9 protein-coding genes are annotated in these 12,870 nt (G+C 55.7%); 5 read left to right on the top strand and 4 right to left on the bottom strand.

Translation table 11 applies throughout. The annotated features are described in order from the left end of the window. Positions 1–25: 25 nt before the first annotated feature. Positions 26–454 (top strand): hypothetical protein, encoded by a 429-nt coding sequence (locus tag C8275_RS08495; protein WP_106484811.1) that lies wholly within the window; start codon positions 26–28, stop codon positions 452–454. Between the two features lie 634 nt (positions 455–1,088). Here C8275_RS08495 and thrC read toward each other — a convergent pair. The 4 genes from thrC to C8275_RS08475 form a co-directional block, all read right to left on the bottom strand. Then, complete coding sequence (thrC, locus tag C8275_RS08490) at positions 1,089–2,396, bottom strand: threonine synthase (RefSeq protein ID WP_106484810.1); 1,308 nt, start codon at positions 2,394–2,396, stop codon at positions 1,089–1,091. Positions 2,397–2,456: 60 nt separating this feature from the next. Beyond that, a complete protein-coding gene (locus C8275_RS08485) occupies positions 2,457–3,668 on the bottom strand; it encodes a cofactor-independent phosphoglycerate mutase (RefSeq protein ID WP_106484809.1) in 1,212 nt (403 codons plus the stop codon). A gap of 36 nt (positions 3,669–3,704) precedes the next feature. Further along, positions 3,705–6,134, bottom strand: a complete 2,430-nt coding sequence (gene thrA, locus C8275_RS08480; RefSeq protein ID WP_106484808.1) for a bifunctional aspartate kinase/homoserine dehydrogenase I — start codon at positions 6,132–6,134, stop codon at positions 3,705–3,707. Between the two features lie 400 nt (positions 6,135–6,534). Beyond that, on the bottom strand, positions 6,535–8,151 hold the full coding sequence (locus tag C8275_RS08475; protein ID WP_106484807.1) for an ABC-F family ATP-binding cassette domain-containing protein: 1,617 nt from the start codon (positions 8,149–8,151) through the stop codon (positions 6,535–6,537). 242 nt (positions 8,152–8,393) lie between these two features. On the opposite strand from C8275_RS08475, the gene C8275_RS08470 reads away from it, so the two are divergent. The 4 genes from C8275_RS08470 to C8275_RS08455 all read left to right on the top strand — a co-directional run bounded on the left by C8275_RS08470 (position 8,394) and on the right by C8275_RS08455 (position 12,825). Beyond that, complete coding sequence (locus C8275_RS08470) at positions 8,394–8,948, top strand: nucleotide exchange factor GrpE (RefSeq protein WP_234395729.1); 555 nt, start codon at positions 8,394–8,396, stop codon at positions 8,946–8,948. Between the two features lie 31 nt (positions 8,949–8,979). Further along, the gene (dnaJ, locus tag C8275_RS08465; protein ID WP_022383485.1) at positions 8,980–10,146 is read left to right on the top strand and encodes a molecular chaperone DnaJ; all 1,167 of its coding nucleotides are present in this window, start codon (positions 8,980–8,982) and stop codon (positions 10,144–10,146) included. A 220-nt stretch (positions 10,147–10,366) separates the two neighbouring features. Further along, the gene (locus C8275_RS08460) at positions 10,367–11,674 is read left to right on the top strand and encodes a folylpolyglutamate synthase/dihydrofolate synthase family protein (protein WP_106484805.1); all 1,308 of its coding nucleotides are present in this window, start codon (positions 10,367–10,369) and stop codon (positions 11,672–11,674) included. Positions 11,675–11,742: 68 nt separating this feature from the next. Continuing rightward, positions 11,743–12,825 (top strand): aldose epimerase family protein, encoded by a 1,083-nt coding sequence (locus tag C8275_RS08455; protein ID WP_106484804.1) that lies wholly within the window; start codon positions 11,743–11,745, stop codon positions 12,823–12,825. The last annotated feature ends 45 nt before the right edge of the window (positions 12,826–12,870 follow it).

Genomic DNA, 12,870 nt, shown 5'->3' with positions numbered 1-12,870 from the left:
CCGCCTCAACCAAATCCTGACTCACATGAAATACGGTGTATCCCGACAAACCCTGCTCCTCACCGCCGGACTGGTGTGGACTCTCGCCGGCGGCAAGGTGCTTGCCATCGGACTGGCGGCATGGCTCCATGAGCACACTCACGCCTGGTACTTCAAGACGGGGGAAGCGACGCTGGTCTTCCTCCTCTTCTTCTGCCTCGTTTTCCACCGGTTGTTCCGCAAATACACCGCCCGCATCCGCGGGAAGTCCGAGAAGAACTGCCCCTTCGCGTTCTTCGACACCCGCGGGTGGCTCATCATGGCGTTCATGATGACGCTGGGCATCGTCGTCCGCCTTTTCGAGCTGCTTCCTCCCCTGTTCATTGCCGTTTTCTACACGGGACTCTCGTTGGCGCTCATCGGCACGGGCATCCGCTTCCTGCTTCACTGGTACAGCTTCCGCCGCAGCCTGTAGTCCGTCCGTCATTCCCCGTCGGGTCTTTCACCGGACGCCTCTTGTACACGTCAACCGCCTTCACCGGTCCGGTTGGCGTTTTTTTCATGCCTTTTCCGTCCGTTTCTTTTCAACCGACGCCCGCCTTCCATCTACCTACACTGTATGTAACATCATGTAGGGATGCAATAGATAACATACACTATATGTAAGACCAAACAGAGCCGAAATATGAAATATACACTGTATGTAGGACCAAACAGAACTGAAACATGAAATATACACTGTATGCAGGACTAAACAGAGCTGAAACGAGAAATGTACACTGTATGTAAGAGCAAACAGGGATGCAACAGAAAATATACACTGTATGTAGTATTAAACAGAGCTACGACACGAAATATACACTGTATCCAGGACCAAACCGGACGATGGCTTGCAGGAAACGCGGTTTCCGGGAGCGTCCGCTTCCGTGTGAAAGGAAAGAAGGGCGAAGACGGACGGCGGAAAAACAACCGGGGCACAGAAACACCGGATTCCGGACTCCCGCAACAGACGGGAAACGGTATGCAGTGTTTCTGTGCCCCGGCAGAGGACGGTCCAACCCGGAAACGCCCTCACAAAGTGACTTCCGCTGAACAAAAGGCGGAACGGCTCACGACGGGAGGGACAGGAGGAAATGCTTGAAGTCGGCAAAGTCCTTCGTCATCGGGACCGTCTGCTTCTCGCCCTGCATGAAGGCACGCAGACGCTCGGGGATGCGGACTTCCCGTCCGATGATGCGCTCGATGGTGTCGCGGAACTTTGCCGGATGGGCGGTCTCGAGGAACACGCCGTGCTCGCCCTCGCGGAGATTCTCCTGCAGGGCGCGGTAGGCACAGGCGCCGTGGGGGTCAAGCAGGTAACCCGTTGCATCGTAGGCTTCCTGCACCGTCCGGGCTATCTGTTCGTCGGTGTACCACGCGCCGGAGATGTGGGCACGCACCTCCTCCACCCGGTCGTGATACAGCTCGCGGATGCGGGCGAAGTTGCTCGGGTCGCCCACGTCCATGGCGTTGGCGATGGTCGCGACGGAGGGACGCGGCTCGTAGTGCCCCGTCTGCAGGTAACGGTAGAAGATGTCGTTGCGGTTGTTGGCGGCAATGAAACGCTTGACGGGCAACCCCATCTGCTGGGCAAACAGTCCGGCGGTGATGTTGCCGAAATTCCCGCTGGGGACGCAGACGACCATCTCGTCCGCCTTGCCCAACTGCTTCAGCCGGGCGTACGCCTGGAAGTAGTAGAACGCCTGCGGCAGGAAGCGGGCGACGTTGATGGAGTTGGCGGACGTCAGGTTGAGGCGCGCGTTGAGGTCGGCGTCGAGGAATGCCTGCTTCACGAGCGCCTGGCAGTCGTCGAAGGTGCCGTCGACCTCCAGCGCGGTGATGTTGCGCCCGAGGGTGGTGAACTGCTTCTCCTGGATGTCGCTGACCTTCCCCTTGGGGTAGAGCACGTAGACGCGGATGCCCTCGACGCCGAGGAAGCCGTTTGCCACGGCGCTCCCGGTGTCACCGGACGTGGCGACGAGCACATGGACCGTGCGTCCGCCTTCGCGGCGGATGAAGTAGCCCAGCAGACGTGCCATGAAGCGTGCGCCGACGTCCTTGAATGCCAGCGTCGGTCCGTGATAAAGCTCGAGCGAGTAGATGCGATCGGTGACCTCCACGAGCGGGATGTCGAAGTTGAGCGTGTCGTAGACGATGCGTTGCAGGTCGTCGGCGGGGATGTCGTCGCCGAAGAAGTTGCGCGCCACGCGGTACGCCATTTCCTGGAACGTCAGTCGGTCGATGTCGCGGAAGAAGTCTTCCGGCAACGGACGGATGTCTTCGGGCATGTAGAGTCCCCGGTCGGGGGCGAGCCCGCGCACCACGGCTTCCTCGAGGGAAACTTCGGGTGCTTGCTTATTGGTGCTGTAGTAGAACATGTTTCGTGTCTGTTTGGCTGGGCGGCAAGGGGTACACGGGAGGCGTGCCCGCCTGTCGTCCTAATCGTTCATGAATGCGTTGATAAACTCGTTGCCTTTCAGGTGCCCGTAGCTCCCCGCGCGGCAGGCTGCCTCGTCGTAGGTCTGCACCTCGTCCGGCTCGATGCCCGGACGGTAAATCAGGAAGGGCACGGGCTCGGCAGTGTGTGTGCGCAGCTTGCAGGGCGTCGGGTGGTCGGGCAGCACGGCGATGGCGACGGGTTCGTCCCAGTGCTGCACCGCCTCGCTGATGGGGCCGACGATGCGGCTGTCGAGATTCTCGATGGTCTTGATTTTCAGGCTGACGTCGCCTTCGTGTCCCGCCTCGTCGCTAGCCTCGACGTGCAGGTAGACGAAGTCGTCGGTGCGCAGGGCGTCCAGTGCGGCGGCAGCCTTCCCCTCGTAGTTGGTGTCATAGAGTCCCGTCGCCCCCTCGACCTCGATGTTGCGCAACCCGGCGTAGCGCCCGATGCCGCGTATCAGGTCGACCGCCGAAATCACCGCCCCGCGTTTCACCTGGGGGAAGCGTTCGGACAAAGGCTCCATCTGCGGACGGTAGCCGGGCGACCAGGGCCAGATGCTGTTTGCCGGGTCCTTGCCTTCGGCTGTGCGACGCCGGTTCAGCGGATGGGCGGCGAGCAGCTGTTGCGATTGCAGTATCAGCGTGTTGAGCAGGTCGGCGGTGTCCTGCGCTTCGGGCACTTCCGCCTGGACGAGCAGCGGACGGAAGGGCTTCAGGGGTACATCGTGCGGGGGTGTGCAGCGGACGCGCTTGTCCCCGCCGCGCACGACGAGCAGGTGGCGGTACTGCACGCCGGTGTAGAAGTGCACGCGGTCGTTGCCCAGGTGCGCCTGGAGGTATTCGATGAGTTCCGCCGCCTCAGCGGTGGTGATGTGTCCGGCGGAATGGTTCTTCAGCAGGTCGCCGTCGATGCAGACGAGGTTGCAGCGCATCGCCATGTCGCCCGGCTGCAGGTCGACGCCCATGCTGGCAGCTTCCAGCACGCCGCGCCCCTCGTAGACCCGGTTCAGGTCGTATCCCAGGACGGACATGTTTGCCACTTCGCTTCCGGGATGGAAGCCTTCGGGTACGGTTGTCAGGCATCCGCAACGTCCGTTGCGAGCCAGCCGGTCCATGTTCGGCGTGTGTGCATGTTGCAGCAGCGTGCGGTTCCCGAGCTGTTCCACGGGCCAGTCCGCCATGCCGTCTCCTAAAATGATGATGTGTTTCATAAGGTTCTCCCTCTTTAAGTATGTCTTGAAAATTTGTCAGATGTTTGCAATGCGCATGATGTCGGCAAATACCCCGGCGGCGGTGACTCCCGCTCCCGCTCCGTATCCCTGAATCATCATGGGGTATTCTTTGTATCGCTCCGTGGTGAGGAGGATGATGTTGTTGCTGCCTTCGAGTCCATAGAAGGGGTGCCCGGCGTCGACGGCGCGCAGTTCGACGGAAGCCTTTCCTTCGTCGAGCTTTGCCACGAAGCGCCAGTGTTTGTTCTCGCTCTCCAGCTGGCGGCGTCGCTGTTCGAAGTCCGCATCGAGGGACGGCAGCTGGCGCCAGAAGTCTTCCAGCGAACTCTGGAACAACGAGTCGGGGATGAAGAGGTGCTTCTCGACATCCTCCTGTTCCAGTTCGTATCCCGCCTCGCGAGCCAGGATGACGAGCTTGCGCACGACGTCCTTTCCGCTCAAGTCGATGCGCGGGTCCGGCTCGGAGTATCCTTCCTCCTTTGCCAGGCGTACGGTCTCGCTGAAGGGGATGTCGGCACTGATTTTATTGAAGATGTAGTTCAGCGTCCCGCTCAGCACGGCTTCGATTTTCAGAATCTTGTCGCCGCTGTTGATGAGGTCGTTGATGGTGTTGATGACGGGCAGTCCGGCTCCCACGTTGGTCTCAAACAGGAATTTGACCCCTCTCCGGCGTGCCGTCTCCTTGAGTTCCCTGTAATCCTTGAAGGCGGACGAGGCTGCGACCTTGTTGGCAGCCACCACCGAGATGTTGTGGGCGAGGAAGTCCTTGTAGAGCGATGCCACCTCGGGGCTTGCCGTGCAGTCCACGAAGACGGAGTTGAAGATGTTCATGCCGATGACCTCGTCGTGGAGGCGTTCGATGGAGCCGGGCGCACTGTGTTCCAGCTGTTCCCGGTAAGTGGCAAGGTCGATTCCCGCCCGTGAGAAGAGCGCGTGGTGTCCGTTTGCGATGCCCACGATGTTGAGCTTCAGCCCGCGTTGCTGCATGAGTTTCTCCTGCTGGCAGCGGATTTGCTGCAGGAGGCTTCCGCCGACGGTCCCGACGCCGCAGACAAAGAGGTTGAGCACCTGATATTCCGAGAGGAAGAACGAGTCGTGAATCACGTTGAGCGTCTTGCGCAGCGATTTGCGGTCGACCACAAACGAGATGTTCGTCTCGGAGGCTCCCTGTGCGCAGGCGATGACGTTGATGCCGTTCCGTCCCAGCGTGCCGAAGAGTTTTCCGGCGATGCCCGGCGTCTGCTTCATGTTCTCGCCGACGATGGCAACGGTTGCGAGGTCACCGGTCGCCTCGATGGGGTTGATTTCGCCCATTTCAATCTCCTTGGCGAACTCTTCGTTGAGCACCTTGCAGGCGAGGGCGGCATCCTGATTCCTCACACCGATGGAGGTACTGTTTTCCGACGAAGCCTGCGAGACGAGGAAGACGCTGATGCCACTTTCCGCCAACGTGCGGAAGATGCGGTGGTTCACGCCGATGACTCCCACCATGCCGAGGCCCTGCACGGTGATGAGGCTGGTGTCGTTGATGGACGAGATGCCCTTGATAGCCTTGCTGTGGGGGTCGTTCTGTGCACAGATGATGGTTCCCTTCGCTTCCGGCTTGAAGGTGTTCTTTATGAGGATGGGGATGTTCTTATGGCACACCGGGTAGATAGTCGGCGGGTAGACCACCTTCGCCCCGAAGTTGCAGAGCTCCATCGCTTCGCCGTAGCTCAGGCGGTTGATGGTGTAGGCGGTCGAGATGACCCTGGGGTCGGCTGTCATGAAGCCGTCGACGTCGGTCCATATCTCAAGGCTGTCCGCATCGAGTGCCGCGGCGATGATTGCCGCCGTGTAGTCCGAGCCTCCGCGTCCGAGGTTGGTCACTTCGCCGCTGTCCTTGTCCGTGGAGATGAAGCCGGGGACCAGTGCCACCTGCGGCAGGTCGGCAAATGCCTCCTTGACGAGTCGGTTGGTCAGCTCGGAGTCCAGGATGTGGCGGGCGTGCTTCTTCTCGGTCTTGATGAACTGACGGGAGTCATACCAGCGTGCTCCGTCGATGAGTGTGGCGACGATGCGCGAGGATATCCGTTCGCCATAGCTGACGATGGCAGCCGAGGTCTTCGGCGAAAGGTCCTTGATGAGGTACAGTCCCTGGTAGATGTCCTTCAACTCGTTGAGCAGGGCGGAGACGACGAGGTTGAGCTCCTCCTTGGGTGTTCCTTCGGGGATGACGGCATCGACCATCTCCATGTGTCTCCGCACGATTTCCTGGAATTCCTTCTCGTATGCCATGTCGCCGGACGCTGCCATCTGCGAGGTGCGTATCAGCTTGTCGGTGATGCCTCCCAGTGCCGATACAACCACTATGACCGGTTCGTGCTGTGATTCTACAATCTGTTTGACGCTCAATATGCTGTGGATGGAACCGACGGAGGTCCCCCCGAATTTCATTACTTTCATGTCTGTATATAATATAAGGTAGAGGAAGGAATGGAGTCCATGCCCTTCCGATTGGAATTAAACAAGAAGAAAAAGAAAAGATTGTTTTGCCTACATCCGTAGGCGTGTATCACGTAGAAACACTATACTATTATCCTCAACCCCGAGGGGTCATCATCATGGATGTTGACATTCGTGTGATTGTCATTTCCATGCCTGTCGTGAACGGATAATAATACATAGTCATAATTTGGTGTCTTTTGTTTATAGAATGATGCAAATATACGGACTATTTTCTACAAACAAGATATTTCCGGTGTTTTTTTGATAAGAAAAATCCGTATAAATAAAAAATCCTGCATCGGACATTCCTTCCGGAACATCGGATGCAGGATTCTTCCGTCAGCGGGACCTTCCGGCCTTACGCGCCGTACATGCGGGCACGCATTTCCTTGATATGGTCGCTGGTGATGTAGTCGTCGTAAGGCATCATCTTGTCAATGATTCCGTTCGGCGTCAATTCGATGATGCGGTTTGCCACGGTCGAGATGAACTCGTGGTCGTGCGATGCAAAGAGGATGTTCCCCTTGTAGGTCTTGAGGTTGTTGTTGAATGCCTGAATGGATTCGAGGTCGAGGTGGTTCGTCGGGGTATCCAGAATGAGGCAGTTGGCGTTTTTCAACTGCATGCGGGCAATCATGCAGCGCATCTTTTCGCCTCCCGAGAGGACGTTGACCTTCTTCAGGACATCCTCGCCGGAGAAGAGCATGCGTCCCAGGAATCCCTTCATGTAGACTTCGTTCCCCTCGCCAAACTGGCTGAGCCAGTCCACCAGGTTCAGGTCGCAGTCGAAGAAGGCGGTATTGTCGAGCGGCAGATACGCCGTCGTGATGGTGACTCCCCAACTGTAGTGCCCTGCCTGTGCCTTGCGGTTCCCGTTGATGATTTCGAACAAGGCGGTCATCGCACGCGGGTTATGGCTCAGGAACACAATCTTGTCGCCTTTCTCCACGGTGAAGTTGACGTCGTTGAAGAGCACGGTTCCATCCTCGGTCTCGGCACGGAGTCCCGACACTTCGAGTATCTGGTTGCCCGGCTCCCGGTCGGGTGTGAAAATAATGCCCGGGTACTTGCGCGAGGAGGGACGGATTTCTTCAATGTTGAGCTTCTCCAGCATCTTCTTGCGGCTGGTCGTCTGCTTGCTCTTCGCCACGTTGGCAGAGAAACGGCGGATGAATTCTTCCAGTTCCTTCTTCTTCTCTTCCGCCTTGGCACGCTGGTTCTGCTGCTGACGCAAAGCCAGCTGGCTGCTCTCATACCAGAAGCTGTAGTTTCCGGCAAAGAGGTTGACCTTCCCAAAGTCGATGTCCACCGTATGCGTGCAGACCGAGTCGAGGAAGTGGCGGTCGTGGCTGACCACCAATACGGTGTGTTCGAAGTTGCCCAGATATTCCTCCAGCCAGGTCACCGTGTCCATGTCCAGGTCGTTCGTCGGCTCGTCGAGCAACAGGTTGTCCGGTTCTCCAAACAACGCCTGCGCCAACATGACACGCACCTTCTCCTTACCGCTCAGCTCGCTCATCAGCAGGTAGTGCTTGTCCTCCGAGATGCCCAGTCCGCTCAGCAAGGCGGCAGCATCGCTCTCGGCATTCCATCCGTCCAGCTCGGCAAACTTCTCTTCCAGCTCCGAGACTTTCATGCCATCCTCGTCCGTAAAGTCCGTCTTGGCATACAGCGCATCCCGTTGCTGCATGATGTCCCACAGCACGGTGTGCCCCATCAGTACGGTATTGAGCACCGTGAACTGGTCCCATTTGAAGTGGTCCTGCGACAAGACGGAGAGCCGTTCCCCGGGTCCCAGGGTCACCGAACCTTTCGTCGGCTCCAGTTCTCCGGAGATGGCACGCAGAAACGTGGACTTCCCCGCACCGTTTGCCCCGATGATTCCGTAAATGTTGCCGTTGGTGAATTTTAAATTGACGTCGTTATACAATACCTTTTTACCAAATTGGATAGCCAAGTCTGAAACTGTTATCATAGTCTTTATACCTTATTATATTATAGTAGCTCATTTAACCGGCTGCAAAGGTACACAAAAAAACAGTGTCAAACTGACAGCCTCCCCGACAAATTTATCTACCTTTGCAACTTCGATAAGAAGTTTTTACCGGTTGGCAAACATTTTGTAGGGAGCATTCGTGTTCTTTAAGAACAACCATCCACCCTATTTCAGCATAATAATAAAATCATATAGACATGAATTCAACAACAAACGAAAACATGGACCAAGAGAAAGTGAACACTCAGGAAACAGCAGAAGCACAACAGACAGAGCAACAAGCCGAGCAAGCAGCACCTGAACTTTCTCCGGAAGAAAAGCTGCAACAAAGTCTGGACGAGGCAGAAGCACGCATTGCCGACCTGCAGGACAAGTACCTGCGCCTGTCCGCTGAATTTGACAACTATCGGAAACGTACCATAAAAGAGAAGTCGGAAATCATCAAGACTGCCGCTGAAAAGACCATCACTGCCATCTTGCCCGTACTGGACGACATGGAACGTGCCCTCCTTAACATGCAAAAATCGGACGATGCACAGGCCTTGCGTGAAGGAATGGAGCTGATTAACGCCAAATTCCTGAAAATCCTGTCGCAAGAAGGACTGAACAAGATTGAGACCGAAGGCGCAGACTTCAACACCGACTTTCATGAGGCAATCGCCATGATTCCTGCTCCGAGCGAAGACCAGAAAGGCAAGGTGCTCGACTGCGTACAGACCGGCTACAAGCTGAACGACAAAGTCATCCGTCATGCAAAGGTTGCCGTGGCGCAATGACCGGTGATGCAACATCTAAAAGAAACTGACTATGGCAAAAAGAGATTATTATGAAGTGCTCGGCGTAGACAAAAGCGCCAGCGCAGATGAAATAAAGAAGGCGTACCGCAAGAAGGCCATCCAATATCACCCGGACAAGAACCCGGGCGACAAGGAAGCCGAAGAAAAATTCAAAGAAGCTGCCGAAGCCTATGAAGTGCTCAGCAATCCTGACAAGCGCGCCCGTTATGACCAGTTCGGTCATGAAGGGATGAGCGGTGCCGGAGGATTCGGCGGTGGATTCGGTGGAGGCCAGGGCATGTCCATGGACGACATCTTCTCCATGTTCGGTGACATTTTCGGCGGACATGGCGGATTCGGAGGCTTCAGCGGATTCGGCGGAGGAGGCAGTTCACAGGCCCAACGCAAGTTCCGTGGCTCCGACCTGCGCGTGAAGGTAAAGCTCTCGCTGAAAGACATTGCCAACGGTACGACCAAGAAGTTCAAGCTGAAGAAATATGTGCCCTGTAGCCATTGCCACGGGACAGGTGCCGAGGGCAACAGCGGGACAGAGACCTGTCCGACGTGTAAGGGTAGCGGACACATCCTGCGCACCCAGCAGAGCATCTTCGGCATGATGCAGACACAGACTGTCTGTCCGCAATGTAATGGAGAAGGCAAAATCATCAAGAACAAATGTAAGGAGTGCGGCGGCGAAGGCATCGTCTATGGCGAAGAAGTAGTCGAAGTAAAGATTCCCGCCGGTGTAGCCGAAGGCATGCAATTGTCCATGAGCGGCAAAGGCAATGCCGGACGTCACAACGGTATTCCCGGAGACTTGCTGATTCAAATCGAAGAGGAACCGCATCCCGAACTTATCCGCGATGAAAATGACTTGGTCTACAACCTGTTGCTGAGCATCCCGATGGCCGCCCTCGGCAGTACGGTAGAAATACCGACCATCGACGGGAAAGCAAAGGTGAAAATCGAGCCGGGAACCCAACCGGGAAAAGTACTCCGCCTGCGTGGCAAAGGTCTGCCCAATGTGAACGGATATGGCAACGGTGACCTGCTGGTCAATGTGAGCGTCTATATCCCGGAAACACTCTCGAAAGACGAGAAGAACGCCTTGGAGAAAATGCAGGATTCCGAGAACTTCAAACCCAGCTCCAGCATCAAGGAAAAGATTTTCCGCCGCTTCCGTAACTTCTTTGACTAAGACTTATACTCACAAACCGAATCAAGGGTGTGTTCCAGACAAGGGCACACCCTTTTTTTCGTTATCAGCTATCAGATTGTCATTCCGTACCCTATCAGGTCAACCGCTACAATTCGTCACTTCCAACCCCTCTTCTACCCCACATTTCCTTCTTGTCAGTAGCAAAACATAATCAAAATAATATGTATCTTTGTCAGCGACTATCTATTAGTTTTGAATTATGACCTACCAAGAGACATTGAACTACCTCTTTGACAGCGCTCCGATGTTCCAGCAAGTGGGCAAAGCCGCTTATAAAGAGGGACTGGAAAATACCAATCTGCTAGACGAGCATTTCGGACATCCGCACCGGAAGTTCCGCACCATCCATATCGCCGGGACCAATGGCAAAGGTTCCTGCTCCCACACATTGGCAGCCATCCTGCAAAGCGCCGGCTACAAGACCGGACTTTACACCTCCCCCCACTTGATTGACTTCCGGGAACGCATCCGCATCAACGGGAAACCGATACCGGAGGAAGAAGTCATTCGTTTTGTCGAAAAGGAACGTTCTTTCTTCGAACCGCTCCATCCTTCCTTCTTTGAGCTGACGACAGCGATGGCCTTCAACTACTTTGCCGAACAACAGGTCGACATCGCCGTCATCGAAGTCGGACTGGGCGGTCGCCTGGACTGCACCAACATCATCGTCCCCGAGCTCAGCATCATCACCAACATCAGCATGGACCACATGCAATTCCTGGGCAATACCCTGGACAAGATTGCCGCAGAGAAAGCCGGCATCATCAAGCCAGGCATCCCGGTTGTCATCGGAGAGACCACACCGGAGACACGTCCGGTCTTCCTTGCCAAAGCTCATGAGAAAAACGCTCCCATCCATTTTGCCGAAGACATACATCCCTTGCTGTCCGCCCTTCCCCAAGCCGGGGGAGGTTTTCTATACCAGACTTCCGATTATCCGGACTTACAGGGACAACTCGGCGGATTCTGCCAGGAGAAGAACACCAACACCCTCCTGACCGCCTTGCCTGTCCTGCATGAACGTGGCATCCGGTTCACGGAATCCGATGTGCGGAAAGGATTTGCCCACGTCTGCGAACTGACCGGACTCATGGGACGCTGGCAACGTCTCGGCGAGCATCCGACACTCATCTGCGACACCGGGCATAATGTCGGAGGAATCCAATACATTGTCGAGCAACTCAGACAGCAACCGTGTGACACCCTGCGCATCGTGTTCGGCATGGTGAATGACAAGGATATCAACGGTGTCCTTGAGTTGCTGCCCCGACAGGCTGTCTACTATTTCACGCAAGCCAGCGTCAAGCGTGCCATGCCTGCCCATGACCTGCAGGCATTAGCTGCCAGCCACGGACTGGACGGACGTTGTTACGACAGCGTGGAAACGGCATTGAGACAAGCTCAGGAAGAAGCCGGCGCCAACGACTGCCTCTTCGTCGGCGGAAGCAGCTTCATTGTTGCAGACCTCCTGACGGCACTTCAAGGCAACCGGGCTTTTTCTGAATGAAGTTTGTTTAAGAAAAAGAAGTTACATACATTTGCGACTATTAATATTACCTACAAAATAAGTTTATTATGAGTACCTCAGTAAATCGTTCGTGCCTGAAGCGCGAAGATTTCCAATCCACCATCGACGGGAAAAACACCGACCTTTACATCCTCAGCAATCAGGGAGGCATGGAAATGGCTGTCACCAACTACGGAGCCGCCATCCTGTCTCTGTTTGCCCCGGACAAGGAAGGTCGTTTTGCAAACGTCATCCAGGGGCATGACTCCCTGGAACATTTGATCAACAGTCCGGTAGATTGCCTCAGCACGACCATCGGACGATACGGCAACCGCATTGCCAACGGAAAGTTTGTTCTCGACGGAAAAGAATATACGCTGGCCATCAACAATGGTCCGAATTCTCTCCACGGAGGACCCACCGGATTCCATAAACGTGTATGGGACGTTGTGGCACATGACAACTCGCACATCGTCTTCCATTATCTGTCTGCCGACGGAGAAGAAGGATTCCCCGGCAATGTAAATGTGGAAATGACTTACACGCTTACCGACGACAACGAACTCCGCATCGACTACCGTGCCACCACTGACAAAAAGACACTGGTCAACCTCACCAATCATGCGTTCTTCAGCCTTTCAGGCATCGGCAATCCGACACCGGATGTTTATGACAACCTGGTGACCATCCATGCCGACTTCTATTTACCGACGGACGCCACCTCGATTCCGACCGGAGAAGTGGCACCGGTGGCAGGTACTCCCATGGATTTCCGTACGCCTCATACCGTCGGCGAACGGATTAACGACAACTTCATCCAGCTGAAGCAGGCGAACGGATACGACCATTGCTACGTATTGAATAAAAAGGAGGCCGGCGAACTCAGCTTTGCAGCCCGCTGCATCGAGCCGGAAAGCGGACGTACGCTGGAAGTGTACACCACCGAACCGGGACTCCAGTTCTACACTGCCAACTGGAATCATGGTATGGAGGGTGCACATGGTGCTACCTTCCCCGACCGAAGTGCCGTCTGCTTCGAAGCCCAACACTTCCCCGACACTCCCAACAAGGCACATTTCCCCACGGCTGTATTGATGCCGGGAGAACAGTACCTACAAACCACCATTTACAAATTCGGCGTACAAGCCTAAACCGCATCATCAACCTGTTTTGTTAACAACTGAATTTGAACATAC

This window comes from Bacteroides sp. Marseille-P3684 (genome assembly GCF_900291465.1).
Lineage (GTDB): Bacteria > Bacteroidota > Bacteroidia > Bacteroidales > Bacteroidaceae > Phocaeicola_A.
This window is presented reverse-complemented; position numbering and strand designations above follow the sequence as displayed.

Bases quoted from the DNA above. Each gene is read 5' to 3' on its own strand.
- C8275_RS08495 (WP_106484811.1), top strand. From the start codon at position 26: ATGAAATACGGTGTATCCCGACAAACCCTGCTCCTCACCGCCGGACTG.
- thrA (WP_106484808.1), bottom strand. From the start codon at position 6,134: ATGAAAGTAATGAAATTCGGGGGGACCTCCGTCGGTTCCATCCACAGC.
- C8275_RS08475 (WP_106484807.1), bottom strand. From the start codon at position 8,151: ATGATAACAGTTTCAGACTTGGCTATCCAATTTGGTAAAAAGGTATTG.
- C8275_RS08485 (WP_106484809.1), bottom strand. From the start codon at position 3,668: ATGAAACACATCATCATTTTAGGAGACGGCATGGCGGACTGGCCCGTG.
- C8275_RS08455 (WP_106484804.1), top strand. From the start codon at position 11,743: ATGAGTACCTCAGTAAATCGTTCGTGCCTGAAGCGCGAAGATTTCCAA.
- thrC (WP_106484810.1), bottom strand. From the start codon at position 2,396: ATGTTCTACTACAGCACCAATAAGCAAGCACCCGAAGTTTCCCTCGAG.
- C8275_RS08470 (WP_234395729.1), top strand. From the start codon at position 8,394: ATGGACCAAGAGAAAGTGAACACTCAGGAAACAGCAGAAGCACAACAG.
- C8275_RS08460 (WP_106484805.1), top strand. From the start codon at position 10,367: ATGACCTACCAAGAGACATTGAACTACCTCTTTGACAGCGCTCCGATG.
- dnaJ (WP_022383485.1), top strand. From the start codon at position 8,980: ATGGCAAAAAGAGATTATTATGAAGTGCTCGGCGTAGACAAAAGCGCC.